The following is a 25,092-nucleotide window of genomic DNA, read 5'->3' as shown; positions in this document are numbered from 1 at the left end:
CCGTGAAAGGGCGATGTCTTAACCGCTTGACCACGGAGCCAAAACTATTTTGGTGAACTGTTTTATAACAGTGACCGAAAATTATAATAGCATAACTATATGATTTTGACAAGTGTTTTTTTGAAAAAAATAAAATTTTTCGGCTAAATTTTTAGCTTAAGGAGAAAATGAGGAATATCTGTGTCGGAAAGCTGAAAATTCATAAGATGAAAAAAAGAGCCGATACAAAACTGTATCGGCAGAGTAGAGAGAAGATATATATAAAAGGTATAGGTCAAAGACATATGCCTGATTTTTTAGGCGGACATCCTGATAATCTTACAGAGTTTATATCATATAGGATTACCGGCGTCCCTTAACTTTATGCATTTAGTATAACGGGAAATTATGGAAAGAATGTGACGGGCAGATAAAGAAATCCTGAAATATCTTAAAAACTTCTGAAGAAGAGATAAATTTCAGCAAAACAGTTGACGTATATAGATTATCGATATAATATGAAGGTACAAAGTATATAGATAATCGATATAAGGAGGGAGAAAGAAATGGCAGTTGATAAAAGTCTGATATCAGGGAGTACGACTCTTTTGATCTTAAGCCTTCTGGAAGAGAAGGATATGTATGGATATGAGATGATCGATACGTTGAAAGGAAAGTCAAACAATGTATTTGAACTAAAAGCGGGAACCTTATATCCGCTACTGCATTCTATGGAAGAAAAGGGATGGCTTACCGTATATGAGCAGGAGGCCGGTGGAAAGATGAGGAAGTATTATCGGATTACCAGAGATGGGAAAAAGCAGTATCAGGCAAAAAAGAAAGAGTGGAAAGAGTATTCGGAAGCTATTTTACAGGTGATCGGAGGTGTGTGTTTTGGAACGGCGTGATTATCTGGAATTGATGACCGGTCAGATCCGCTGCAAGAAAATGTGTCCGGTTATTGCAAAGGAAGTAGAAGATCATATTGAAGATCAAAAGCAGGCTTTTATGGCAGAAGGGATGAAGGAAGAAGAAGCTGAGAAGGCAGCTGTGGAGGAGATGGGTGATCCGGTGGAAGTCGGAGTGGAGATGGATCAGATCCACAGACCGAAGATGCCATGGAAAGTAATTTTTGTAATCGCTCTGATGCAGATTTTAAGTGGAATGTTTGCAGTTTTCTTTTTGAAACAGAATGAAAGTTATGGATATATCGCAGGAATCCGGCAGATATTCCGGCTTGCGATGGCATTTTCGGTTATGATCCTGGTGTGTTATATGGATTACAGCTGGATCGGGAAGCACGCAAGGCTTTTGGCAGGCAGTTATCTGTTGTTTATGGTTCTGATGAGACATTTTTTTGCCCTTCAGATTAACGGTGCAGTAAGATGGATTGGAGTCGGCGGCTTCAGTGTAAGTCTTTCGCTGATGAGCTGGCTGTTTCTTCCATTGTATGGTGCAGTGTTGTATCGGTACCGGGGAGAAGGATATGGTGCTGTTCTTAAAGCCATAGTCTGGATGCTGCTTATCGCAGGGATCCTGATCACCTGTCCGGATCTTGCGATGGCAGGGACGGTTGGACTTTCCTGTGTCTTTATGCTGATGCTGGCACTGGAAAAGGGATGGTATCAGGTTGCGGTTACAAAGGTGATGACCGGAATAGGTATCAGTGTTGTTGGAGTTCCGGTTGGCATACTGGCATATTTTTTCTTCTTTGGTGCGGAATATCAGAAAAGCCGTATCCTGGCGATGTTTGCAGTGAATAAGTCACAAATGATGAAAGGGACAACGCTTGGGGCAGTACGGGAACTGCTGTCGAAATGTATGGCAGTTGGACGCGCCACCGGAGTAGAGGACTTTTGGACTGGGGACCGTATCAGTTCCGCGGATTATATGATGCTTGGAATTGCGGGGTATTGTGGAATTCTTGTGATGGTTCTTTGTATTGCAATAATTGCCGGTTTGCTGTGCTGGTTTTTAAGAAGCGCGCTGAAGCAGAAGAACCAGCTTGGTATGATGATGGGATTTGGCTGTGTGATGGTTCTGGCAATTCAGTTTCTGTTATCACTGCTGGCGAACATTGGGGTATCCAGGTTCGGTCAGGGAGCCTGGTGTCTGTTCTTCGGATATGGACGAAGTGGCCAGATGGTTTCAGCAGTATTGATGGGAATTTTGCTGAGTATTTACCGGCATCAGAATGTAACTCCTGAGCTTGTAGTTGAAAAAAGAGCGGTGGCGAGCTAAGATAGAAGAAAAAAGAGGAGGAACAAGATGCTGGTTTGTGATTATATTGTAGAGAGAATCGATGGAGATTATGCGATGCTGAAGCGGACCAATCTGCCAGAGGAAGAGGCAAAGATGGTAGCAAGAGCACTTCTTCCGGAAGAGATCCGGGAAGGAAGCCGCCTTCATTATGAATTACTTCAGTATACAATTGTTGAATAAAGGTATGGAAAATGTGTGTGCCCTGGGACTGGAAAGTGCCGGAGCACACTTTTTTCAAAGTGTAATTTTCTGTTTAGAAATTTTTCAGAAAATATTAAGGAAAATGGATGTGCATATTTAATAAAAAGAGAGTAAACTCTACTTCCGAGGTGAAGAATATGGATAAGATTTCGGTAGTAGTACCATGTTATAACGAAGAAGAGGCATTGCCTGTTTATTATAAAGAAATGTGCCGTGTAATGGACGAGATGAAGGATGTTGTATTTGAACTGATTTTTGTAGATGATGGTTCATCAGATGCGACGCTTGGTATCATGAAAGACCTGAATGAAAAGGATAGCAGGTGCAGATATCTTTCATTTTCCAGAAACTTTGGAAAGGAAGCTGCGATTTATGCAGGACTGAAAGCATCGGAAGGCGATTATGTTGCACTTATGGATGTAGATCTTCAGGATCCACCGACGCTATTACCTGAGATGTATGAGATCCTGCAGGAGGATGGATACGACAATGTAGCGACAAAAAGGGTCACAAGAACCGGAGAGCCACGTATCCGTTCCTTCCTGTCAGAAAGCTTTTACAAATTTGTCAATGCTATTTCAAAGACAGAGATTGTAGATGGAGCGAGAGATTACCGGCTGATGAAGCGGAAGATGGTGCAGGCAGTTCTGGAAATGAGCGAGTATAACCGTTTTTCAAAGGGAATCTTCGGCTGGGTTGGATTCCGTACAAAATGGCTGCAGTACGATAATATTGAGCGCTCTGCCGGAAAAACCAAGTGGTCCATGTGGAAGCTGTTTAAATATTCGGTGGAGGGAATTACTGGATTTTCAGTGGCACCGCTCTCACTGGCTTCGGTAGTGGGTGTACTGTTCTGCGTGCTTTCCTTTATTATGATCGCAGTAATCGTAATAAGGACGCTGGTCTGGGGAGATCCGGTATCCGGCTGGCCGTCACTTGCCTGTATTATTTTCATGGTCAGCGGAGTACAGCTTCTCTGTACCGGAATTGTAGGGGAGTATCTGTCAAAGACTTATCTTGAGACGAAGAAACGTCCGATTTTTATTTTAAAGGATTCCAGCGATGATAAGGAGCAGAAGCATGAAAGAACGTAGAAAAGGTCTGCTATGGGAAATGGCACTGATCCTGCTTACGGTTGCCGCCTGTCTGTACTCTACAGGCGCAGGAAATATTTTCGGGGCAAAGGTGGACTGGAGCAGTCAGCACAGTGTGTTCCCGGAATATTTCCGGCAGCAGTTTTATCGTACAGAGCAGTTTTTTCCTGAGTTTGCATTAAATATTGGCGGTGGTCAGAATATTTACAATTTTTCTTATTATGGATTGTTTAGTCCGGTCGTTTTGATCGGTTATCTTCTGCCGAATGTGAAGATGTCGGATTATATGATGGTGGCAAGTATTGTCTGTCTGGCAGCAGCGGTTATAATTTTGTACCGGTGGCTGAAAAGCCGGGAATTTACAGCTGCGGTAAGCGGGATGACAGCGCTGATGTTTCTTTTCGCAGGACCTATGATCTATCAGTCGTCGCATCAGATTATGTTTGTAAATTATATGCCATTTCTTTGTCTGACATTTTTTGGAATCGACCGATATTTTGAACAGAAAAAATCCGGTCTGCTGATCGGCGGAACCTTTCTGATGATTATGACAAGCTTTTATTTCAGCATCGGTGGAATACTGGCGCTTGGTCTATATGGAATTTACCGGTATGCAAGGACAAAAGAGCGGGCAGAAGAGATGATTACGGTAAAAGGATTTCTAGGTGACGGACTGCGGTTTGCAGGAAGGATTCTGACGGCAATCATGCTTGCAGGAGTTCTTCTTGTGCCGACTGCGATGGCTCTTCTCGGGAGAAGCGGAAGCAAGGGAGAAAAAACAGATATCTGGCAGCTTCTGACACCGCAGATCAATTTGGAAAAATTTCTGTATGGGGCATATGGACCGGGACTTAGCTGTCTGATGCTGATTATTTTGCTGACCGGACTTTTTTATAAAAAGGCTTATGAGAAGATTCTGTCGCTTGGTTGTCTGGTGGTGCTGACAGTTCCGTTTTTTTCGTATCTGCTCAATGGTGCACTTTATATCAGACCGAAGTCGCTGATCCCGTTTTTGCCGCTTCTGTGCTATCTTACGGCAAAATATCTGGAGAAGCTGAAAAATCAGAAAATAGCGAGAATCTGGATACTTCTTCCATGTCTGGCAATTATCATATATATTTATCTGAAGAAGGATGATGTGAAAAGCGAAGTCCTTTGGAAACTACTTTTGCTGGATGCGGTCATAACACTGTTGATCTGCGTGGCACAAGCGTATAGTGCATGGATTCGGAAGTATCTGACAGTAGCCGTTCTGGGACCGGTGATCCTGAGCCTTATTGTTACCGGAAGCTATTCCTGGGAAAAGAGTGGAAATCTGGAGAGCAGGAAAGCATATGAGGAAGATACCAGCCGGTCCATCGGGAAAGCTGTGGACAAGGCAATTACATCAGATAGTGGATTCTACCGGGTCGAGCAGGTTGGAAATGAAGAGGAAAATGCGGAAAATCTGAATCGTGTGTGGAACAGTGAGCAATATATTACATCCCTGTATTCGTCTTCCTATAATGCTGATTACCAGAATTTCCGTAAAAATGATTTTCAGGTAGAGCAGCCGTACCGAAATTTTCTGATGCAGTCGGTTTCGCAGAATCCGGTATTCAGACAGCTGATGGGAGTGAAATATCTGATCTCCAGTCAGAATATACCGGGATATGAGAAAAAGTGGATGACCGGGGGAGGGGATGTGTACTGTAATGAAAATGCAGCACCGATTGCCTATGAGACGGATCAGACGATGTCGGAAGCGGAATATGACAGACTGGATTTCCCATATAATCAGCTGGTATTTACCAGATATGCTGTGACAAAGGACGGAACTGTATCGGCAGGACAGGTGAAAGAAAAACTGGCAGAAGACATAGAGAAATGTGATTTTCGGATTCCGGAAAAGAATAACGGGATTTCACTGGTTGTCCCGACTGAAAACGGATATCAGGTGAAAATGAAAAAGGAACAGGAGTTCGAAGTGACTGTCCCGGAACAGGAAGAGAAAGATGGAGTTCTGTTTGTACAGTTTCGAATCGAAAATAAAAAACCGAAAGAGGATATCGAAATATCCCTGGAAGGAGAGCGCAATAAACTTTCGTCAATCCAGCATGTGTATTATAACAGAAATACCGTATTTACCTATGCAGTAGGACTGGAAAAGGGGCAGAAAACGGTCCGTTTATCTCTTGGAAAAGGAGAGTATACGATTAAAGATATGAGTGCATATAACGGCGTATTAAATGAAGATACCGGCCTTTATCAGAGTGTATTCAGGGTGGATAAAGAGCAGACGAAAGGGAATCTGATCCAGGGGAGAATCAAAAGTCAGAAGGATGGAATGTTCATTACGTCCATTCCGTTTGATAAAGGGTTTGAAATGACGATAGATGGCGTAAAGGTGAAATGTGAAAAAGTGAATAAAGCGTTTCTGGGATTTCATCTGGAAGCAGGAAAACATAAAATCAGAATTTTATATCATGCGCCTGGAGTGACAGCAGGAAAGATACTGACAGGTCTTGGCGTTCTGATTGTGATCGCAGGGGCAGTAAGAAAGAAAAAATGCGCGGAGTGAATCTTTAAGATTCTGAAATAAAAAAGGATACAGTCTTAGAGCTGCATCCTTTTTTATTTGACAGAGAATTCCGAAGAAGCTTGCTTTTGCCATCCATGTATCTGCAGGTAGTAGTTTACTCATGGCGCTTGATCTGAAAATGAACGGCATCATCAGACCAGATCTTATCGGTATATCGGATTTCGATGGTAGACCAGTTCAGTGGGACTTCCAGAGAAAGATATCCTTCCAGGGTTTCGCCGGGAGCGATCGTTCCATCGAGCTTTGGCTGGTCGCTTGTGGTTGCAAGAGCAGTAAATGCAGCTGCACTGTAGTCAAGTTTGGTATCGTCACAATAATTTTCAAAGCTTGCCATACTGCTGATGACCAGATCATCAGATGTCTGATTGACAATTGTCATATGGACAAACATAAATTCATTGCCTTCTGTCGGGACAGACCAGTCATCTCCTTCGGATTCTACGTAGCTGTCCATCGTGATCTCAATGCCATTGTATGCGGCGGTCTCATTTTGCTTATAGATCTCTTTGGTGGCATCAGCTGTCTTCTTCGGTGTTGAAGTGCCGGAAGAATTGTCAGAAGAAGTGTGCATTTTGGAAAAAAGGAATATAACCGCAATAATAATCAGGATGAGAATCAGGATGATAAACGGCAGACTTTTTTTGTGTTTCTTTTTGGGGTTTGTTAGCTGGTCTGGTGAAGTTACATCATCAGAAGATGCATCGGACTTTGTGCCTGCAGTATCGTTTTTGGAAACTGGCGTTGGTTTGGCAGCAGGTTCATCTGCCTGACCGGAGCTGATAACTGGTTCTGGAACTGGAGCATGCTCCTGTACGGAGGATTCATTTCCGGAAAAGGGTTTGTCTGTAGAAACTTTTTCAGTCTCTTTTTTTTCAGTGGCTTTCTTCTGAGCTTCTGCTTCTTCTGCTTCCGGAACATTTTTACGCATGCTGCGCATGGCAGCAGCTGTGCTGTGGTAGATCTCCGGTTCGTTCAGGGGATCGTCGAAAAAAGCCTGCTGTCTGGCAGCCGGGCGCTTTTTTCCGGAAACAGATCCATGCTTATGAGCAGAAGATCTGGCACTTCGGGTATCTGTATCATCCGGAATCACAGCGGATGCCGGAAATCTTTTACGGCAGGTATCACAGAGATATTTGCCGGGATATTTTTTGCTGGGGCGGACTTTGTGACCGCATACAGGGCATTTCATTCTAAGTTAAGTCTCCTTTATGATTCAAGTGTTCTGTTTTTATTATAGGGGAAAATCCTGTCAAAAACAAGGAGGTATTCTTGTCGAACAGACAGAAAAGTGATATCATACTGACTAAGTAACGTGGCAGAAAGTCGAAGCTGTCAGATACAGGAAAACAAAAGAAAGCAGGGAATGATATGACATATCAGGAAATGATGGAAAACGCAAAATTATCTATGGGGATTTACTGCAAAGCCTGTCCGGTTTGTGATGGAAGAGCATGTAAAAACCAGATACCGGGACCGGGCGCAAAAGGTGTTGGTGATACTGCGATCAGAAATTATAAAAAGTGGCAGGAGATCCGCGTGAACATGGATACGATCTGTGATGGCGGAGAGGCAGACACTTCTGTGAATTTATTTGGAAAGGAATTTAAGATGCCGTTCTTTGCAGGACCGGTTGGAGCCGTGAATCTGCACTACAGTGACAGGTATGATGATGTTTCTTATAACAATGTACTGGTATCAGCCTGTGCAGATGCCGGAATCGCCGCATTTACCGGAGATGGAGTGAATGCAAAGGTAATGGAGGCTGCAACGGAGGCAATCCGTGAAAATGATGGATGCGGGATACCTACAGTAAAGCCTTGGAATCTGGATACTGTCCGGGAGAAGATGGAACTGGTGAAGAAGTCAGGAGCATTTGCGGTAGCGATGGATATTGATGCGGCAGGACTTCCGTTTCTGAAAAATATGAATCCGCCGGCAGGAAGCAAGAATGTACAGGAGCTTTCCGAGATTGTGAAGATGGCTGGAAGACCATTTATCGTCAAAGGCGTGATGACAGCGAAAGGCGCGAGAAAAGCAAAAGAAGCAGGTGCCGATGCGATCATCGTATCTAATCACGGAGGAAGAGTGCTGGATCAGTGTCCGGCAACTGCAGAAGTGCTGGAAGAGATTGTAAAAGAAGTGAACGGTTCTATGAAGATTCTGGTTGACGGAGGGATTCGCTCTGGTACAGACATTTTCAAGGCACTTGCACTTGGTGCTGACGGTGTACTGATCTGCCGGCCGTTCGTTGTAGCGGTCTATGGCGGTGGAGAAGAAGGTGTGAAGCTTTACATTGATAAGCTGGGAGCAGAGCTCAAAGATGCCATGCAGATGTGCGGTGCACATTCTGTTTCAGAAATTACAAGAGATATGGTAAGATATTATCAGGACTAGAAAAATACATGCAGGAGGATAATACAATGGGAATGAGAGTGAACGCAGAGCTGCCATTACCGGCAGACTTGAAAAACGAATATCCGTTATCGAATAAATTAAAAGCTATCAAGGCGAAGCGGGATGAGGAGATCCGTGATATTTTTACAGGGAAATCAGACAAATTCGTGGTGATCATCGGACCATGTTCGGCGGACAATGAAGATTCGGTATGTGAGTACGTGAACAGGCTTGCAAAGTTAAATGACAGAGTATCGGATAAGTTGATGATTATTCCAAGAATCTACACGAACAAGCCACGTACAACCGGAGAGGGATACAAGGGAATGTTGCATCAGCCGGATCCGGAGCAGGCACCGGATCTGCTTGCCGGAATCATTGCAATCCGTAAAATGCATATCAGAGCCATGCAGGAGACTTATCTGACAGCAGCAGATGAGATGCTTTATCCGGAGAACAGAAGTTATCTGGATGATATTCTTTCTTATGAAGCGATTGGTGCGCGTTCGGTTGAGAACCAGCAGCACCGTTTGACTGCGAGCGGAATGGATATCCCGATTGGGATGAAGAATCCGACAAGTGGAGATTTATCGGTAATGCTCAATTCTGTTGTTGCAGCACAGGGACCGCACCGCTTCATTTATCGTGGGCAAGATGTGACGACAGGTGGGAATGATCTGGCACATGTGATCCTGCGGGGCGGCGTGGATAAATATGGCACAACGATTCCAAACTACCATTATGAGGATTGCAAGAGACTTCTGGATATGTATGAGCAGAAGAATTTGAAGAATCCTGCAGCGATCATTGATGCCAATCATTCCAATTCTAACAAGCAGTATAAAGAACAGCTCAGAATCGTAAGCGAGGTACTGCACACAAGAAATTATGATTCAAAGCTGAAAAAACTGATCAAAGGTGTAATGGTAGAAAGCTACTTGGTAGAAGGAAGACAGGATATCGGCGGAAATATGGTATACGGTAAATCGATTACGGATCCGTGTATTGGATGGGAAGATACAGTGAGACTGATTGATAAGATTGCGGAAGACTGTTAATTATAAAAATACAGTGTATCAAGGTTGAAAAACTTTGATACACTTTTTTTTGCAGAAATGATTACAAAATTACAGTAAGATATATTTCCAGGGCAGATAGAATGTATGTTGTAAAAACATAAATTACGGGTTAATGAGAAAACTTCTCAAAAATTCCTATAGACAAAATCCCACTAATATAGTAGACTATAAATAGTTAGAAAAAGCTAACTAAAATAAATTTAAACAAACTCATACAAGAGGAAAACAACATGAACTGGATGCAGAAAGATGCACAGACATCTGCTCAGATGGAAATTGCATGGCAGTGTGCTCCGGTATTGACCGGTGTAAAGCCATCCAATATTCTGACCTTGAAAAATGTAAGTGAAAAGGAAGTTGCGGAAAGTCTGAAAGAGATGGGAATTTCATACAGCATGCTTTGCGACAGCGGAGTCCGAAAAGTATGGCTGATCTACAGAGAAGAAGAGATTCTTGAAATCCTTGGAAAAAAAGAATACAGCGAATTTCTTGATACACTTGGCTATCGGGGATTTGAGTTTCCGCAGATGCTTCAGATCATGAATCTGAGATTTGAAGGATATCAGCATGGAAGTGCAGAATTTCCACATGAACTTGGAATTTTCCTCGGATATCCACTTGCAGATGTGAAAGGGTTTATTGAGCACAACGGAAAAGATTTCCTTTATCAGGGATACTGGAAAGTGTATGAGAACGTAGAAGAACGCAAGAAAATGTTTTCTATCTACAACGTTGTAAAAGAGGAATTTATCAGGGAAATGCAGGCAGGAAAGGATCTGTGGCATGCAGCAAGAAGCGTGAGACAGCCATTTGACATACAGCCTGCATAAAGGAATAAAACCTGGTAGATGATAGAAAGAAAAAAGAAAGGAAGAATTTAAAAATGAGTGATATTTGTGTAGCATACTGGAGCGGAACAGGAAATACAGAAGCAATGGCACAGGCAATTGGAGCAGGAATTACAGCAGCAGGGAAAAGTGCTGATGTAGTACCGATGGAAACTATTTCGCCTGCTGATTTAAAAGATCAGGCTGTCTGGGTACTTGGATGCCCTGCAATGGGAGCTGAAGAACTGGAAGACGGAACGGTAGAACCGTTTGTATCTGAACTGGAAGGATTTGCATCAGGAAAAAAGGTTGCCCTGTTTGGATCCTATGACTGGGGAGACGGCGAATGGATGCGTACATGGGCTGAAAGAATGGAACAGGCTGGCGCACAGATCGTCGGCGGAGAAGGACTTATCTGCCACGGAACACCGGGAGCAGATGCAATAGATGAGTGTGAGTCACTCGGCAGGGAGGTGGCTGGTTTATAAGAGATACGAATACCTTTTAAATAAAACAGAAAACCGAAAAAGCTAAATAATCAAATAAAATTATAATCGAATCAAAAACAAATAAAAACCAAAAATTAAAAGCTAAATAATCATCAAAAAAGAGCCGCTCCGTTTCTGCGGGGCGGCATACAAAAAAACACAATCGTTATTAGAATGAATTAAGGAGATGGATAAGAATGAGCGTTGTAATTGTAGGAGGTCATGACAGAATGGTCTGTCAGTATAAAAAAATATGCAAACAGTTTAAATGTAAAGCTAAAGTATTTACGCATATGTCTGCCGATCTGAATAAGCAGCTTGGACAGCCTGACCTGTTTGTACTTTTTACAAATACAGTATCGCACAAGATGGTAAAAACCGCGCTTGATGAGGCAAAAAGAAGCAATGCGAAGGTGGTTCGCAGCCATACAAGCAGTGGTGCGGCTCTGACAGAAATTTTAACACAGGAAGCAGGAGCAGCAGTTTAAAGCATGAATTTATTTACCGGGATCATGATCCCTTTTATTGGAACGACGCTGGATGTGGCACTTGGATAGAATGCAGAGTGGAAAAGCGAAAAGAAATGAAATGAATGTGTCCTGGTATGAAAATTATCTGGGCACTTTTTATATGTGCCCAGCTTGGCACATACAAAAAAGAGGTCTTTCTCACGAAAGACCTCTTACAGCGTGCGTTAGAGGATTCGAACCCCCGACCTTTTGGTCCGTAGCCAAACGCTCTATCCAGCTGAGCTAAACGCACATTTATATCGTGTGTTGAACTGTGTTGCTCAACAACAAAATTGAGTATACATCAGGAAAGACAATATGTCAAGCACTAAAATGAAAAAAGTTAAAAAACTTTTGATCTCATTTTTGAAACTCATTTTTGAACGGGGCGATTAAGGCAAGTTTGCTGGCTTTTATTCAAGATAAGGACAGATCTGATTCCATTTGGTAAGCAGGCGTTCCTTTGACCAGGCTGCATTTGCCGGACTTGTGGACGGCAGGCAGATTGCTTTTTGCTGAGTTTGTGGAAAACAGTATTTTTTATATAAGCGGTCTGCAGTGCCACCGTTGGTGAAAATCTGCCGGATGGATGCCGTCTGAAGAATCTCTGTAAGGTCATTGGGAACGACATTGCGGATACTGCTGTCACTGGAGCCTTCGATATCACAGGAGGCGATCACATCCCAGACGGCAATGTGGTGTGCAAGGAGCAGTGATTTTTTTTCTTCTATGCCGACAGGAAGTGGTTCATCTGTAAGTGTGGCAATAAGATTCCAGAAACGGTTTCTTGGATGCCCATAGAAAAACTGACTTTCCCGTGATTTTACAGAAGGGAAGCTCCCAAGGATCAGAATGCGGGAGTCGGTGTTAAATACAGGATGGATTTCGTGAAGTACATGTGAAGATTCAGCCATAGGTATGCCTTCTTTCATAAATATATTCAATAAAAGGATAAGCGATACGGGAGTGAAAAGCAAGTGGGAAAAAGTACAGTTTGGGTTACTGTTCACTCCCGTGTCAATCACTACGCTGATTGGCACGGAGGATGCACGTTTTATCTTGAATGGCATCTCGCCCATCGCCAAAGGCGATTTAAAATGGAGAGATGCGTTGCTGGTCACAGGTACTGTGAACAGTAACCAGTCTGGCAGAATGCACAAGACAGGGAATCCTTGTGACTGTCAGAGGATTATAGAAAATAAAAAGATCAGTGACTGATTTTGGAACAAAAAGTTTGTGAATTATTGAAAAAAGTTCTGCTTGTAAAGTGGCAGATGTCAGTGTATAGTGAAGTCACTCTAATTCGATTCTAATTTTATTTTATAGGAAATTGCATCCGGTATAATGAAATACTCTGCAGATACGCCGGGTGACATTCTCTGCTTTGAAACAGATCACAAGAAAAGTATATGATATCAGACACATGATTCGATGTGGTATTTTCAGGACAAGTTAATATGAATGAACAGACACAGGGAGGAACAGGATGGAAGAAAGAAGAGACTATGCGGTACTCCGTTTTGTGGATCAGAATGGCTGGAGTTATATGGTAAATGACTATGCAAAAGGCTGTTCTTTGATGGAGTATATCAAACAGGGGATCCGGGTGGAAAAAGAAACAGTATTTGAATGGATCAGACAGCTTTCAAAACAGCTGGAACAGTATTATCGTTGTGGAAATGAGGATGCGGCGTATGGATATGTGAACCCATATGCAGTGATCATAACCGGAGACGGAATGCTTTGTCTTCTGGATATCAATGAACCGGAAAACGAGGAACTTTTAAAGCAGATGAAGAAGAAAAAGCTTCGTATGCTTTTTGTAAGGAAAGAAAGGGTTCTTTCGCAGAAGACAGAACGGTTGGATGATCTGTATGGTCTGGCAAAGATAATGGAATTTACAGCAGAAAAATGTCTGGATCCAAAGGCATTTACACGGAAAGAAGAGCGAGTCTGGAAAAGAATGCTTGGAAAGTGTTATAGCAGTGGGAAAAATGCCATAAAAGTATTAAAAAATATGCAAAAAGAAATTGGTTTTCTGGAAAGGGAAATGGAAAGACCGAGGGATAAGGTTTCGGCAAAAAAGATTTTGCTTGCGATTCTGGCGGTTTGTATCATGAGTGCAGCAATCATCGGAGGGACAGTGAAAAAGCCGGAAACAAAAGCGATTGCAGCGGATCAGGATCAGTCAGAGGCGGGAGTTCAGGAAGGAGCAACGGAGAAAAAGGAGACAAAAGAGGTTGTGGAACAAAAGGGGGACAGTCCTTATCTGGAAATGGGACTTATTTATTATGTGGCGTGGGAAGATTATGTGAACAGCCTGGATAGTCTCGATAAGGAAATGCAGGAGACAGAGTTTTCCGATGCATACCGGGTGGTCATAGCGAGTCTGGAAGAAGGGAGTATACAGCAGCAGGAGGAGGGATTAAACGCAGAAGATGCAGTAAAAAAAATATTAGATGAATTGGAGAAACGTGCAGAAAAAATACAGATGAAAGTGTATTTGTACCAATACCCGCTATTGAAGGTAAGTGTTCTGGAAGAGAGTGAAAAATGGAACAGGCTGACAAAGAGAATTGGTGAGGAGATGATTAGAAGACAGGCGTGGTACCGGTGGGATACAAATGGAGAAAAGGAGTGTGAGGTCAGAAAATATCTTGCAGAAAGCTATTTTAAACTTGGTGAGAATTTAAAAGCAGCTGAACAATATGAACAGATCAGAAAATTAGAATCGAATGAAGAAGAATTAGAAGAGATTTATGAAAAGTTGCAGTTGATTTATGAAGAAGCGCAGGAATATGAGAAAGTGTGGGAGATCAGCAGAGAGGCGGTTGAAGTATTACCGGATTCAGAAAGATTGTGGATGAACTATCTGGAGCGTTATTGTGAGAATCCGGAAATGGAAAGAGAATTATGTGCAGAAGCAGTAAAAAAGGCCATCCAGGCAGTTCCTGAGCTTGCAGAATCAGAAACGTTTAAACAGCTTCAGGGAAAATATAAAATTGTGATCGATGGAGAAAATATCCGGGTTGGAGAATAAAACGCTGAAAGAAATTTTTGAAAAAGTCCCATAAAAGGGAGGATGCCGGGTGACTTAAAAGCCCCCGGCATGTATTATGAAAAAGTTATTCTATTATTAACTTCTGCACGTCTTATTAAATGATTTGTTTGAAATCTTTTATCTTTTATGTTCTTCATTTGATGATTCTAGTATATAAAACACTTGTGAAGAAAGAGTGTTTAACAAATGAAGGTTTTTTGAAAGATAAATGAACAAATTGTGAACAAGACTATTTGCGGAATGCGAAGTATGGAAGCCCATCTTTCATAGGTACTTCTACACTTCCCTGGATCAGTGGGCGGGCATAAGCGATGAATTCATCTCCGATGTCGGAACCGTCTTTTGTGATCCATTCTTCAGGAACAGCTTTTTCTTTATTACAGATTTCGTTCACGTCTGCAGTTCCGAATTCAAGGATGTATGGGTCATCACTCTTACGGATAAAATTGATCATCTTTCCTGTTTCACCATCTAAAGCGGCACTTACAGCAAAACGGCCGGAAGCAGCGGCTTCGTCCAGATCTGTGGCAGATAAACAGGAGGAAGAGCATCTCTGGCAGACATTGAGCTCCACAGAGCGTACTTTGATACCAAGTTTTTCTTTTACAAGATTTTCAAGATACTTTCCGGAGCCGGTTAGCATTTTATGACCGAAAGTATCTGTGCCGACATCACTTGCAAGCTCGCAGACAAAGGTTCCGTTACCATCGTTGATTCCTTCGGAAATGCAGACAACGAGATTAGAAGTTTTAGTAAGCTTTTCTTTTACCTTTTCGATAAATGCATCCGGGGAGAAAGCAACTTCCGGAAGATAAATAAGAACCGGATTATCGCCTTTAAATTTGCGGGCAAGAACGCTTGCGGCGGTCAGCCATCCGGCATGGCGTCCCATGATCTCGACGATGGTGACAGATGGTTTATTATCATAGACAGAGGCATCAATTGCAATTTCGCGTACTGTAGAAGCAACATATTTGGCAGCACTTCCGTAGCCCGGGGTATGATCGGTCAGAACCAAATCGTTGTCGATGGTTTTCGGAACTCCGATGATGCGGATATTACTTCCGACTGTTGCTGCGTAGCGGGATAATTTACTTACGGTATCCATAGAATCATTTCCGCCAATATAGAAGAAATAGCTGATTTCTTTTTCGGTAAATTTCTGGAAAAGTTCAGGATAAACCGGATCGGAAAGATCTTCCGGTAATTTATAACGGCAGGAACCAAGATATGAACCCGGTGTGGTGCGGATACGTTCCAGTTCGCCATTTTCTTTTAAAGGTGCCATGTCTATTGTGTGATCGGCAAGAAAACCTTCGATACCGTTGACCATACCGATGACATTATCAATCTCCGGATTTGCCAGACCTTCTGAGACAACACCATAGAGACTTCCGTTGATTACAGCAGTAGGACCACCTGATTGTCCGACCAGTAAATTGTGATTCATAGTTGAAATCCTCCTCTTTATTCATAGTAATCATATAGCTTTAACTATAGCCGAAAAATGTGAAATTTACAATATCAGTTGGAAAACAAAAAAAAATAGGCTATACTAGGAACGTGAGCTTTAAATTGAGAAGGAGAATACACATGAAATATATATCGTTTGCGATTCCGTGTTATAACTCGGCAGCTTATATGGACAGGGCAGTGGAATCTATTTTAAAAGGTGGAGAAGATGTAGAGATTATCATAGTTAATGACGGATCAAAAGATGATACTTCAAAGATTGCACATGAGTATGAAGAAAAGTATCCGACGATCATCCGTGCAGTTGATAAGGAAAATGGTGGACACGGAGATGCGGTCAATGTAGGTCTTGACCACGCAGAGGGAAAATATTTTAAAGTGGTGGACAGCGATGACTGGGTAGATGAAGAAGCATTATACAAGATTCTGGATGTTCTGAAAACGTTTGAAAATGAAGAAAAGCAGGTGGATATGCTGCTTGCCAACTATGTATACGAAAAAGAAGGAATGGAGCACAAGAAAGTGATTGAGTACAAGAATGTGCTTCCACAGGAAGAGATTTTTGGCTGGAATGATGTGAAACATTTCCATCTGGGACAGTATATTCTGATGCATTCTGTTATTTACCGGACAGATTTCCTGAAATTATGTCAGCTCAGGCTGCCGAAGCATACATTTTATGTGGACAATATTTATGTTTACTATCCACTTCCGCATGTGCGTAAGATGTATTATATGGATGTGGATTTTTATCGTTATTACATTGGAAGAGAAGATCAGTCTGTCAATGAAAAGGTGATGATCAGTCGTGTGGATCAGCAGATCTTTGTCACAAAGAGTATGATTGATATGTATGATATGCGCAAGATTTCTAATAAAAAACTGCGAACCTATATGACTAATTATCTTGCAATTATGATGACGGTATCTTCGATTCTTCTGATTCGTTCCAAAAATGCAGAGAATCTGGAAAAGAAACGGGAGCTGTGGCAGTATCTGAAGAAGAATCACTACAGAACTTATTGGAAGATCCGTTACGGAATCCTTGGACAGACCATGAATCTTCCAGGCAGATCAGGAAGAAAGATTTCGTCTCTGGCGTACATTGTGGCGAGAAGAATTGTCGGATTTAATTAAAATTTCTTCTTGACATTTCCGAAGAGAAGACTATAATAACTGTTAAAGTAAATATGGTTCACCAAAATTCGTTGATGAGAACAAAGTCATATCCGTCATTATTTTCAGAGAGCCTGTGGATGGTGTGAACAGGTAATAACCGGATAAGGATATCCTCTCTAAGAAGCGGGTCCAAAGCAGAAAAAGTATCTGCAAGTAGACTTTGCCGGGATCCACCGTTATATGGATAGCATATGTTGGTATGTGAAGTGCCGCAGATTATTATCTGTGGAATTAGGGTGGTAACGCGGATTTTATTCGTCCCTTTTCAGATTGATTCTGGAAAGGGACTTTTTTGTTGCTGTGTATACAAAAAAATCCTGTGAATTTTGTTATCGGAAGATTAGAAGAACAGTTTTGCGTGGACGAAAAGAAAAAGGAGGAAACTGTAATGAAAGCATTACAAAAAGCAAGCAAATTTTTATCAGACTATACATCATTGGTGGTAATCGCTATTGCAGTAGTCACATTCTTTGTACCGGCAATGATGGGATGGGTAAATAACCCATTGTTCGTTGATCCGGTATCCAACAAGTTCACCTGTCAGTCGATCATCATCGGAATCATCATGTTCAGCATGGGACTGACACTGACAATCGAAGATTTTAAGATTCTGGCACAGAGACCTTTTGATATCTGTATCGGCGCAATCGCGCAGTATCTGATCATGCCATTTCTTGCATTTGCACTGACGAAAGTACTTCAGCTTCCGGATGGAATTGCACTTGGTCTGATCCTTGTAGGCTGTTGTCCGGGTGGTGTATCCTCCAATATCATGTCTTATCTGTGTGGCGGAGATGTGGCATTTTCCGTAGGAATGACTACGGTATCCACAATCATTTCACCGGTTATGACACCGCTTATGGTTTCACTTCTTGCAAGCGGAACGCATATTACGATCAAAGGACTTCCGATGTTTGTATCTATTGTTGAGACCGTTATTGTTCCGGTAGCTTTTGGATTTTTACTGAATTATCTGTTTGGAAAGAAAAAAACATTTACAGAGCTTCAGAAAGTGATGCCTGGAGTTGCAGTACTTGGACTTGCATGTGTAGTTGGCGGAGTGGTTTCTTCGCAGGGAGACAAATTCTTTGAATCAGGAGTTGTAATTTTTGTGGCAGTATTTCTTCATAATGGACTTGGATATCTGCTGGGATACGGCGCAGGAAGACTGACTGGTATGAATACTGCAAAGAAGAGAACAATTTCTATTGAAGTTGGAATGCAGAATGCCGGACTTGCTACCAACCTTGCAACTACAACAGCACAGTTTGCGGTGGCACCGGAATCTGCAATTATCTGTGCAGTATCCTGTACATGGCATTCTATCTCAGGAACACTTCTCGCAGGATTATTTGCAGCATATGATAAGAGAAAAGCAGGAAAGCCTGCAAATAAAAAGCAGGCTGCAGAAAATGTAGCATAAAATACAGAAATAATTTCGGAATGATCGTCATAAAATATCAGGAATAACTTACAGGGCGTAAGAAGATATGGAAGATCAGAAACTGGAAAATCTTTTAAATCTGGCACTTGGAGCGACGGAAGAAGAAAGAGAAAAATCATTGAACCTGGATGTCGGGTATCATCCGATTGACAGGGAATGGGAATTGATTATTAAATATTCGGGCAATCTGGATCAGGTAAGAGCCTTGGCAAGCCAGGTGGTTGAACTTCAGAATGAGTACGCGATCATTCGGATCAGCCAGTCCAGGATTGATTTACTTTCAGATATTCCTGAGGTAGAATATATAGAGAAACCGAAACGTTTATTTTTTCAAATAGCAAATGGGAAGCGGGTATCCTGTATCAATGAGGTGCAGGATACCCGCTTTCTTGATATGCGTGGACAGGGTGTACTTGTGGCGATAATTGATTCGGGGATTGATTATGCGAATGAAGATTTTCGGAATGCAGATGGAACGACGAGAATACGGGTGATGTGGGATCAGTCATTAAGACCGAATGCGGATGAAGAGAAGAATCCACCAAAAGGTTATCGGATGGGAGTGGAATTTACCGAGGAGCAGATTAACAGGGCACTTGAGGCTGACTCGTCAGAGGAAAGGAGAAGAATGGTACCAAGTCAGGATATATCCGGTCATGGAACTGCAGTTGCAGGGATTGCTGCCGGAAATGGGCGAGGAAGCGGAAAGCTGTATGCCGGTGTGGCACCGGAGAGTGAGCTGATTGTGGTAAAAATGGGGTCGCCTATGCCAGACGGATTTCCACGGACGACAGAACTGATGCAGGCGATGGATTATGTGGTGAGGAAAGCACTGGAATTTCGGATGCCGGTGGCGATCAATCTGAGTTTTGGAAATACATATGGTTCTCATGACGGCAGGAGTCTGGTAGAACGGTATATTGATGATCTGTCGAATTTCTGGAAGAGTGTGATCTGTGTAGGGACCGGAAATGAAGCAGCAAGTGCCGGGCATACTTCTGGAGTGCTGCAGAAAAGAAAAGAAGAAAGAATACAGCTCGCAGTACAGGCAGATGAACCAACATTGAATATTCAGATCTGGAAAGCGTATACGGACGAAGTGGAAATTTCATTTGTATCTCCTGCGGGGACGCGGATCGGTCCAATACAATCTGTTCTCGGTTCGCAGAGATTCCGGATCGGGGAAACGGAGATTTTATTATATTATGGAAAACCGAGCCCGTATAATGTGGCACAGGAAATTTATATTGATATGATTCCGGTGACGGATTATATTACGTCTGGTGTCTGGCAGATTATCCTGAATCCGACAAGGGTTGTGGAAGGACAGTATGATCTGTGGCTGCCGAGTGAGAATGTACTAAACCGAGGGACGGGATTTCTGTACCCGGATGAAGAAGTGACCTTAACGATCCCTTCGACTGCGGAAAAAGTGATATCGGTTGGAGCGTATGATGCGCTTACTTTTTCCTATGCATCTTTTTCGGGAAGGGGATATACCTGGCAGGATGAAAGGACGAAGCCGGATCTTGTGGCACCGGGAGTGAACGTAAGGACGACAGCAGTTGGCGGAGGGGTGACAGTGGTGAGTGGAACTTCTTTCGCAACGCCGTTTGTGACAGGAGCATCGGCACTTTTGATGGAATGGGGGATCGTAAGAGGAAATGATCCGTTTTTGTATGGGGAGAAGGTGAAGGCGTATCTCCGGCGCGGGGCGAGAGAGTTGCCGGGATTTGGAAAGTATCCGAACCGTGAGGTGGGATATGGACGACTCTGTTTGGAGAGAAGCCTGCCAGATTAAAATGTTATATTTATAATAACACCTCGAAAAACAATCTGAAAACATAGCTTTATTCAGTTGTTAACCTTAAATTTGTTCAGTTAATAGGTAAAAAGAAAAATTATGCAACATGCACAACTCAAAACTGTATATGCACAAAAATAGGGCGATTTGTAAAAAATGCTTTACGCTGATAGAGTGATAGAGTATAGTGAGTTTAAACAAATTAATATTTTGAAGAAAGAAGGCAAAATGGATGGTCAGTTAAAAGTAGCAGCTGTTCAAGTTACAGTCGAACAAAATAATATTAAGAAAAATATGGAAAACGTTGAGAAAATGGCAATGAGTCAACAAAATCGATGGAGTTGACCAGAGATTCGAAAAAACCAAAAATAAATTAACAAGTAAGGAGACAATGTATGTCAGAACAGGAAAAGAACACTGAGCAAGGTGTTCATAAGCGCCGCACAAGGTACAAGGGGAAATATCCACGAAAATTTGAAGAAAAATACAAAGAATTACAGCCGGAGAAATATCAGGACATGATTGCCCATGTCATTCAGAAAGGAAATACACCTGCCGGAATGCACATTTCGATCATGGTGCAGGAAATTCTTGACTTCTTGAAGATCCAGCCGGGAGAGGTGGGATTTGATGCAACGCTTGGCTATGGCGGACATACAAAAGCAATGCTGAAATGTCTGGAAGGAAAGGGGCACATTTACGCGACAGATGTAGATCCGGAAGAATCTGCAAAGACAAAAAAACGTCTGGAAGAACAGGGATTTGGGGAGGATATTTTAACAATCCGTCTTCAGAACTTTTGTACTATCGATGAGATTGCAAAAGAAGTTGGGGGATTTGATTTTATTTTGGCTGATCTGGGTGTGTCTTCCATGCAGATTGACAACCCGAAGAGAGGATTTTCTTTCAAAGTGGACGGACCTCTGGATCTGCGACTGAATCAGGAAAAAGGGATCAGTGCAGCCGAGAGACTGGATACAATTTCAAGAGAAGAACTTGCCGGGATGTTATATGAAAATTCGGATGAGCCGTATTGTGAAGAACTGGCAAAGGCAATCACCGAAGAAATCCGGAAAGGACACCGGATTGATACTACGACAAAGCTACGTCAGGTGATCGAACAGACCTTGTCTTTCCTTCCGGAAAATAAGGAGAAAAAAGATATCATCAGAAAGACCTGTCAGCGGACTTTCCAGGCACTTCGAATTGACGTGAATCATGAATTTGAAGTACTCTATGAATTTATGGAAAAACTGCCGGGCGCTTTGAAACCGGGGGGAAGAGTAGCGATCCTGACGTTCCATTCAGGAGAAGACAAACTGGTGAAGAAAGCTTTAAAAGCAGGATATCGCGAGGGAGTTTATTCCGAATATGCCAAAGATGTAGTCCGACCTTCGGCAGAAGAGTGTGCACAGAATGGGCGTGCAAGATCTACGAAGATGCGCTGGGCTGTGAAGGCGGAGTAAAAGTAAGTGTAGGCTGATTAGAATATTGACAAAACAAAAATCAAGGATCATAATGCGGTGCAGGAAGAAAAGTTTTTGAATGTGTTAAAATCCAGAATGGTAGATGGGATCATTTATGTCAGTTCGGATTATGCGACCAGTAACAAGCTACTTGCAGATTTATCAATCCCAGTTGTATTTATTGACCGTAAGATTGAAAAGAGTGGTAATATGGGAAGTGTGCAGATTGATAATTATCAGGCTATGAAGGAAGTCGCTGAGTATATCAGTAAAAAAGGATGCAATGGATCGGATTGAAAATATTCTTGGATTTAAGAGATTTGAGCGTCACGTTGGATAAAAAAAAAGAGTAGAAAGATGCTGCAAAGTTATCAAAACAGATAACAGAGCGGCATCTTTTGTTATTTGAAAAATGATTAAAATATATAACAGAAAATTATAAGCCGATTTGTACTTTAGTCTACAAATTCAGATGCCGGCGTGATATACTGTATGGAAAAGTTATGAAATATCTGGTATCAAAACGGAAGCAAGGAGGAAAGAAAAAGTATGAACAATTTTTTGCCACAGAAGAGGGGAATGCAGGTTGCCTGGATCATAGTGGGCTGTCTGATCTACGCAGTTGGTCTGAATGTATTTATTATCCCTATGAATTTATACAGCGGGGGAGCAGTTGGTCTTGCACAGCTGTTAAGTTATGGAGCAGGACAGATCGGGATTAAGGAAATTGCAGGTCTGAACCTGTATGGTATCATTTATTTACTGCTCAACATTCCGATTTTATTTATTGCATGGTTTAAAATCGGAAAGACATTTTTTATAAATACAATCCTTGGAACGGTAGGAATCAGTTTATTTACTTCAATCGTACCAACTCCGGCAACAGCAGTGATCGCTGATCCGGTTATTGGAATCATCATCGGTGGTGTTGTAACCGGAGCCGGAATCGGAATCATGCTGACGGCAAAAGGAAGTGGTGGTGGAATCGAGGTTATCGGTATCTGGATGGCGAAAAAATATGCGGGAATGTCCGTTGGAAAACTGGGAACCATCTTCAATCTGATACTGTATGCCATTTATCTTTTAGTTTTTGATATCTCAACGGTGATTTATTCGGTTGTCTACCTGTTCTTCTACACGGTAACTCTGGACAGGATGCATTTTCAGAACATCAATGTGAGAATGCTGATTTTCACGAAGAAGAAGGGAATCGCAGAGGCAATCATGAAAGAAACCGGACGTGGTGTTACGCAGTGGAATGGTGAAGGTGCATTTACGAGTGAAGACAATTATGTTCTGGTGACGATCGTGAATAAATTTGAAGTAGAAGATATCCTGAACATGGTGTATTTACTGGATCCGGAAGCATTTACTACGGTAGATGAAGGGGTTAAGGTGTACGGAAACTTCCAGAAGAGAGTTTAGGAGTCAGGAATAAATGTATAAAATACTGATTGTTGAAGACGATAACACGATCGCAGAGCGGCTGGCATCGCATTTGAAAAAGTGGAATTATAAGACAGTATGTGTACGTGATTTCAAAAATGTAATGGAAGAATTTAAAAAGACAGATCCACAGCTTGTAATCCTGGATATCGGGCTTCCGTTTTACAATGGATTCTACTGGTGCCAGGAGATCCGGAAACTGTCCAATGTGCCGATCATCTTTCTGTCATCGATGAATGACAACATGAATATCGTGATGGCAATGAACATGGGCGGAGATGAGTTTATCGAGAAGCCGTTTGATCTGAATGTAGTGACAGCAAAGGTGCAGGCGGTGCTTAGAAGAGCATATGCACTTCAGGGAACGGCAAATATCATTGAGCATGGAGAAATGCTGCTGAATTTGGGAGATGCATCACTTACAATAGCCGGGCAGAAGATTGAACTCACCAAGAATGAGTTCAAGATCTGTCAGATGTTTTTTGAGAGCGCAGGAAAATTTGTGACCAGAGATGCGATCATGACCAGACTCTGGGAAAGTGACGAATTCATCGATGATAATACACTTACAGTAAATGTGGCGAGACTTCGGAAAAAGCTGGAGGAAGCCGGAATGCATGATGTGATCCGGACAAAGAAAGGAATCGGGTACATGCTGGTATGACAGAGATTTTAAGGGCATTTTGGAAAGAAAAAAGACCGGAGAGAATAGCGGTTCTTGTTTCGGGCATTCTCTTTGCAGTCATCTTCTGGATCTATGAAATTCCGGTGGAGATTGCAGGATATGCGTTCCTTCTGGTGATTTTATGGAATGTGATCTGGTTTACACTTGTTTTCATACGATATGAAAAAAGACAAAGAATACTGGAAGAAAATCAGGGAAAAATCCGGACAGAGGCGGGAGGATTTCCGGAGGCAGAAAGCCGGGAAAGCGAAATGTACCAGGAATTGATCCGGCAGCTTTACGAAGAGAAAAAAGAGCTGGAATCCTCTGTGCAGATTGAAAAACAGGAGCTGTCTGATTATTACAGCATGTGGGTTCATCAGATCAAGACTCCAATTGCAGCACTCGGTGTCCTGATCCAGAGCGGGGAAGAACTGGAAGAAGTACAGGAAAGCCCGAAAGCACAGGAACTTACCCGAAGCATGAAAATGGAGGTGTTCCGGATTGAACAATATGTGGATATGGTACTCACCTATCTCAGAATGGGTTCCGCAACCTCCGATTACGCCTTCCGGATCTGCAGCCTGGAAGAAATCGTCCGCCAGGCAGTCCGCAAATATTCCCAGATGTTCATCATGACCAGGACAAGACTTCACCTTGAAATCCAGGATCAGAAGATCCTGACCGATGAAAAGTGGCTGACCTTCGTCATCGAACAAATTCTCTCCAATGCAGTTAAATACGCAAGAGGCGGAGAAATATCAATCTACACAGAAGAAAAAACTCTGGTGATCTCCGATAACGGAATCGGCATTGCAGAAGAGGACCTCCCAAGAATCTTCGAAAAAGGCTTTACCGGCTACAATGGAAGAGCGAATAAAAAATCCACTGGAATAGGATTATATCTCTGTAAGACAATCATAGATCGTCTCCATCATACTATCTGGATTGAATCAAAACCAGAAAAAGGAACAAAAGTATATCTAAACTTTGACCGTGAATCCAGACGAATAGAGTAATGGAGTCTATCGGTACAAAAACGAAAAAACTTCCAACAACGGAACAGAACTATGATTTACTTTTGGGTAAGGATCTATCAGTTGCAAAAAGTTTATCCATTTGAACAAAACAGCCGCCAGAA

The 25,092-nt window shown here is 42.3% G+C and carries 24 protein-coding genes, 1 tRNA gene and 1 other annotated feature; of the genes, 21 read left to right on the top strand and 4 right to left on the bottom strand.

Annotated features, from left to right (window positions below; genetic code table 11):
- Positions 1-545: 545 nt before the first annotated feature.
- From PG766_RS06960 to PG766_RS06940, 5 genes are all read left to right on the top strand, one after another.
- Entirely contained in the window at positions 546-887 is a 342-nt protein-coding gene (locus PG766_RS06960; protein WP_008373042.1) for a PadR family transcriptional regulator, read from the top strand.
- Positions 874-2,220, top strand: coding sequence for an FtsW/RodA/SpoVE family cell cycle protein (locus PG766_RS06955; RefSeq protein WP_270590673.1), 1,347 nt, complete (start codon positions 874-876; stop codon positions 2,218-2,220). The genes PG766_RS06960 and PG766_RS06955 overlap by 14 nt, the downstream gene beginning before the upstream one ends.
- A 27-nt stretch (positions 2,221-2,247) precedes the next feature.
- On the top strand, positions 2,248-2,421 hold the full coding sequence (locus tag PG766_RS06950) for a hypothetical protein (RefSeq protein ID WP_055247602.1): 174 nt from the start codon (positions 2,248-2,250) through the stop codon (positions 2,419-2,421).
- Between the two features lie 158 nt (positions 2,422-2,579).
- On the top strand, positions 2,580-3,536 hold the full coding sequence (locus PG766_RS06945) for a glycosyltransferase family 2 protein (RefSeq protein WP_118218556.1): 957 nt from the start codon (positions 2,580-2,582) through the stop codon (positions 3,534-3,536).
- Positions 3,523-6,096, top strand: coding sequence for a YfhO family protein (locus PG766_RS06940; RefSeq protein ID WP_270590671.1), 2,574 nt, complete (start codon positions 3,523-3,525; stop codon positions 6,094-6,096). The genes PG766_RS06945 and PG766_RS06940 overlap by 14 nt, the downstream gene beginning before the upstream one ends.
- Positions 6,097-6,211: 115 nt before the next feature.
- On the opposite strand, the gene PG766_RS06935 is transcribed toward PG766_RS06940, so the two are convergent.
- A complete protein-coding gene (locus tag PG766_RS06935) occupies positions 6,212-7,306 on the bottom strand; it encodes a DUF4352 domain-containing protein (RefSeq protein ID WP_270590669.1) in 1,095 nt (364 codons plus the stop codon).
- A 179-nt stretch (positions 7,307-7,485) separates the two neighbouring features.
- Here PG766_RS06935 and PG766_RS06930 point away from each other — a divergent pair, with 179 nt between their 5' ends.
- From PG766_RS06930 to PG766_RS06910, 5 genes are all read left to right on the top strand, one after another.
- Positions 7,486-8,511 (top strand): alpha-hydroxy-acid oxidizing protein, encoded by a 1,026-nt coding sequence (locus PG766_RS06930; RefSeq protein ID WP_055247609.1) that lies wholly within the window; start codon positions 7,486-7,488, stop codon positions 8,509-8,511.
- A gap of 26 nt (positions 8,512-8,537) precedes the next feature.
- A complete protein-coding gene (locus PG766_RS06925) occupies positions 8,538-9,569 on the top strand; it encodes a 3-deoxy-7-phosphoheptulonate synthase (protein ID WP_118199686.1) in 1,032 nt (343 codons plus the stop codon).
- A 251-nt stretch (positions 9,570-9,820) separates the two neighbouring features.
- Complete coding sequence (locus PG766_RS06920; RefSeq protein ID WP_117557216.1) at positions 9,821-10,420, top strand: DUF3793 family protein; 600 nt, start codon at positions 9,821-9,823, stop codon at positions 10,418-10,420.
- Between the two features lie 53 nt (positions 10,421-10,473).
- Complete coding sequence (locus tag PG766_RS06915; RefSeq protein WP_008369820.1) at positions 10,474-10,905, top strand: flavodoxin; 432 nt, start codon at positions 10,474-10,476, stop codon at positions 10,903-10,905.
- 197 nt (positions 10,906-11,102) lie between these two features.
- Positions 11,103-11,393, top strand: a complete 291-nt coding sequence (locus PG766_RS06910) for a DUF2325 domain-containing protein (protein ID WP_008369822.1) — start codon at positions 11,103-11,105, stop codon at positions 11,391-11,393.
- 200 nt (positions 11,394-11,593) lie between these two features.
- On the opposite strand, the gene PG766_RS06905 is transcribed toward PG766_RS06910, so the two are convergent.
- Both PG766_RS06905 and PG766_RS06900 read right to left on the bottom strand, forming a co-directional pair.
- A tRNA-Arg gene (locus PG766_RS06905) sits at positions 11,594-11,667 on the bottom strand.
- Between the two features lie 160 nt (positions 11,668-11,827).
- Positions 11,828-12,328 carry a DNA-deoxyinosine glycosylase gene (locus tag PG766_RS06900; RefSeq protein WP_270203695.1) on the bottom strand — a complete coding sequence of 167 codons (501 nt, stop codon included), beginning with the start codon at positions 12,326-12,328 and terminating at the stop codon, positions 11,828-11,830.
- A gap of 52 nt (positions 12,329-12,380) precedes the next feature.
- Between PG766_RS06900 and PG766_RS06895 the strand changes: the two genes are divergently transcribed.
- Both PG766_RS06895 and PG766_RS06890 read left to right on the top strand, forming a co-directional pair.
- Positions 12,381-12,632, top strand: coding sequence for a hypothetical protein (locus PG766_RS06895; protein ID WP_270590668.1), 252 nt, complete (start codon positions 12,381-12,383; stop codon positions 12,630-12,632).
- A 268-nt stretch (positions 12,633-12,900) separates the two neighbouring features.
- The gene (locus PG766_RS06890; RefSeq protein ID WP_270590667.1) at positions 12,901-14,454 is read left to right on the top strand and encodes a hypothetical protein; all 1,554 of its coding nucleotides are present in this window, start codon (positions 12,901-12,903) and stop codon (positions 14,452-14,454) included.
- Positions 14,455-14,704: 250 nt separating this feature from the next.
- On the opposite strand, the gene PG766_RS06885 is transcribed toward PG766_RS06890, so the two are convergent.
- Positions 14,705-15,925, bottom strand: coding sequence for a 6-phosphofructokinase (locus PG766_RS06885; RefSeq protein WP_117557208.1), 1,221 nt, complete (start codon positions 15,923-15,925; stop codon positions 14,705-14,707).
- Positions 15,926-16,068: 143 nt separating this feature from the next.
- On the opposite strand from PG766_RS06885, the gene PG766_RS06880 reads away from it, so the two are divergent.
- The 9 genes from PG766_RS06880 to PG766_RS06840 all read left to right on the top strand — a co-directional run bounded on the left by PG766_RS06880 (position 16,069) and on the right by PG766_RS06840 (position 24,970).
- Positions 16,069-17,085 carry a glycosyltransferase family 2 protein gene (locus PG766_RS06880; RefSeq protein WP_270590666.1) on the top strand — a complete coding sequence of 339 codons (1,017 nt, stop codon included), beginning with the start codon at positions 16,069-16,071 and terminating at the stop codon, positions 17,083-17,085.
- Positions 17,086-17,147: 62 nt separating this feature from the next.
- Positions 17,148-17,393: a binding site (T-box leader), on the top strand.
- Positions 17,394-17,515: 122 nt separating this feature from the next.
- The gene (locus PG766_RS06875; RefSeq protein ID WP_270590665.1) at positions 17,516-18,550 is read left to right on the top strand and encodes a bile acid:sodium symporter family protein; all 1,035 of its coding nucleotides are present in this window, start codon (positions 17,516-17,518) and stop codon (positions 18,548-18,550) included.
- Between the two features lie 67 nt (positions 18,551-18,617).
- Complete coding sequence (locus PG766_RS06870) at positions 18,618-20,372, top strand: S8 family peptidase (RefSeq protein ID WP_270590664.1); 1,755 nt, start codon at positions 18,618-18,620, stop codon at positions 20,370-20,372.
- 159 nt (positions 20,373-20,531) lie between these two features.
- The gene (locus tag PG766_RS06865) at positions 20,532-20,720 is read left to right on the top strand and encodes a hypothetical protein (RefSeq protein WP_173687137.1); all 189 of its coding nucleotides are present in this window, start codon (positions 20,532-20,534) and stop codon (positions 20,718-20,720) included.
- Positions 20,721-20,770: 50 nt separating this feature from the next.
- Positions 20,771-21,841 (top strand): 16S rRNA (cytosine(1402)-N(4))-methyltransferase RsmH, encoded by a 1,071-nt coding sequence (gene rsmH, locus PG766_RS06860; RefSeq protein WP_117834686.1) that lies wholly within the window; start codon positions 20,771-20,773, stop codon positions 21,839-21,841.
- Between the two features lie 24 nt (positions 21,842-21,865).
- Complete coding sequence (locus tag PG766_RS06855; RefSeq protein WP_117557156.1) at positions 21,866-22,138, top strand: LacI family transcriptional regulator; 273 nt, start codon at positions 21,866-21,868, stop codon at positions 22,136-22,138.
- A 252-nt stretch (positions 22,139-22,390) separates the two neighbouring features.
- Positions 22,391-23,266: a YitT family protein gene (locus PG766_RS06850; RefSeq protein WP_117557155.1), complete on the top strand. Its 876-nt coding sequence runs from the start codon at positions 22,391-22,393 to the stop codon at positions 23,264-23,266.
- Positions 23,267-23,279: 13 nt separating this feature from the next.
- Positions 23,280-23,951, top strand: a complete 672-nt coding sequence (locus PG766_RS06845) for a response regulator transcription factor (protein ID WP_008371417.1) — start codon at positions 23,280-23,282, stop codon at positions 23,949-23,951.
- The gene (locus PG766_RS06840; protein WP_117824263.1) at positions 23,948-24,970 is read left to right on the top strand and encodes a sensor histidine kinase; all 1,023 of its coding nucleotides are present in this window, start codon (positions 23,948-23,950) and stop codon (positions 24,968-24,970) included. Before PG766_RS06845 ends, PG766_RS06840 begins: the two co-directional genes overlap by 4 nt.
- Positions 24,971-25,092 lie beyond the last annotated feature (122 nt).

The organism is Coprococcus sp. LG101-27, from assembly GCF_027695515.1.
Taxonomy (GTDB): Bacteria; Bacillota; Clostridia; order Lachnospirales; family Lachnospiraceae; genus Allocoprococcus; species Allocoprococcus comes.
The sequence above is the reverse complement of the archived record's forward strand: the minus strand, read 5'-3'. Positions and strand labels throughout refer to the sequence as shown.

Bases quoted from the DNA above. Each gene is read 5' to 3' on its own strand.
- PG766_RS06960 (WP_008373042.1), top strand. From the start codon at position 546: ATGGCAGTTGATAAAAGTCTGATATCAGGGAGTACGACTCTTTTGATC.
- PG766_RS06950 (WP_055247602.1), top strand. From the start codon at position 2,248: ATGCTGGTTTGTGATTATATTGTAGAGAGAATCGATGGAGATTATGCG.
- PG766_RS06945 (WP_118218556.1), top strand. From the start codon at position 2,580: ATGGATAAGATTTCGGTAGTAGTACCATGTTATAACGAAGAAGAGGCA.
- PG766_RS06940 (WP_270590671.1), top strand. From the start codon at position 3,523: ATGAAAGAACGTAGAAAAGGTCTGCTATGGGAAATGGCACTGATCCTG.
- PG766_RS06935 (WP_270590669.1), bottom strand. From the start codon at position 7,306: ATGAAATGCCCTGTATGCGGTCACAAAGTCCGCCCCAGCAAAAAATAT.
- PG766_RS06930 (WP_055247609.1), top strand. From the start codon at position 7,486: ATGACATATCAGGAAATGATGGAAAACGCAAAATTATCTATGGGGATT.
- PG766_RS06925 (WP_118199686.1), top strand. From the start codon at position 8,538: ATGGGAATGAGAGTGAACGCAGAGCTGCCATTACCGGCAGACTTGAAA.
- PG766_RS06920 (WP_117557216.1), top strand. From the start codon at position 9,821: ATGAACTGGATGCAGAAAGATGCACAGACATCTGCTCAGATGGAAATT.
- PG766_RS06915 (WP_008369820.1), top strand. From the start codon at position 10,474: ATGAGTGATATTTGTGTAGCATACTGGAGCGGAACAGGAAATACAGAA.
- PG766_RS06910 (WP_008369822.1), top strand. From the start codon at position 11,103: ATGAGCGTTGTAATTGTAGGAGGTCATGACAGAATGGTCTGTCAGTAT.
- PG766_RS06900 (WP_270203695.1), bottom strand. From the start codon at position 12,328: ATGGCTGAATCTTCACATGTACTTCACGAAATCCATCCTGTATTTAAC.
- PG766_RS06890 (WP_270590667.1), top strand. From the start codon at position 12,901: ATGGAAGAAAGAAGAGACTATGCGGTACTCCGTTTTGTGGATCAGAAT.
- PG766_RS06885 (WP_117557208.1), bottom strand. From the start codon at position 15,925: ATGAATCACAATTTACTGGTCGGACAATCAGGTGGTCCTACTGCTGTA.
- PG766_RS06880 (WP_270590666.1), top strand. From the start codon at position 16,069: ATGAAATATATATCGTTTGCGATTCCGTGTTATAACTCGGCAGCTTAT.
- PG766_RS06875 (WP_270590665.1), top strand. From the start codon at position 17,516: ATGAAAGCATTACAAAAAGCAAGCAAATTTTTATCAGACTATACATCA.
- PG766_RS06870 (WP_270590664.1), top strand. From the start codon at position 18,618: ATGGAAGATCAGAAACTGGAAAATCTTTTAAATCTGGCACTTGGAGCG.
- PG766_RS06865 (WP_173687137.1), top strand. From the start codon at position 20,532: ATGCTTTACGCTGATAGAGTGATAGAGTATAGTGAGTTTAAACAAATT.
- rsmH (WP_117834686.1), top strand. From the start codon at position 20,771: ATGTCAGAACAGGAAAAGAACACTGAGCAAGGTGTTCATAAGCGCCGC.
- PG766_RS06850 (WP_117557155.1), top strand. From the start codon at position 22,391: ATGAACAATTTTTTGCCACAGAAGAGGGGAATGCAGGTTGCCTGGATC.
- PG766_RS06845 (WP_008371417.1), top strand. From the start codon at position 23,280: ATGTATAAAATACTGATTGTTGAAGACGATAACACGATCGCAGAGCGG.
- PG766_RS06840 (WP_117824263.1), top strand. From the start codon at position 23,948: ATGACAGAGATTTTAAGGGCATTTTGGAAAGAAAAAAGACCGGAGAGA.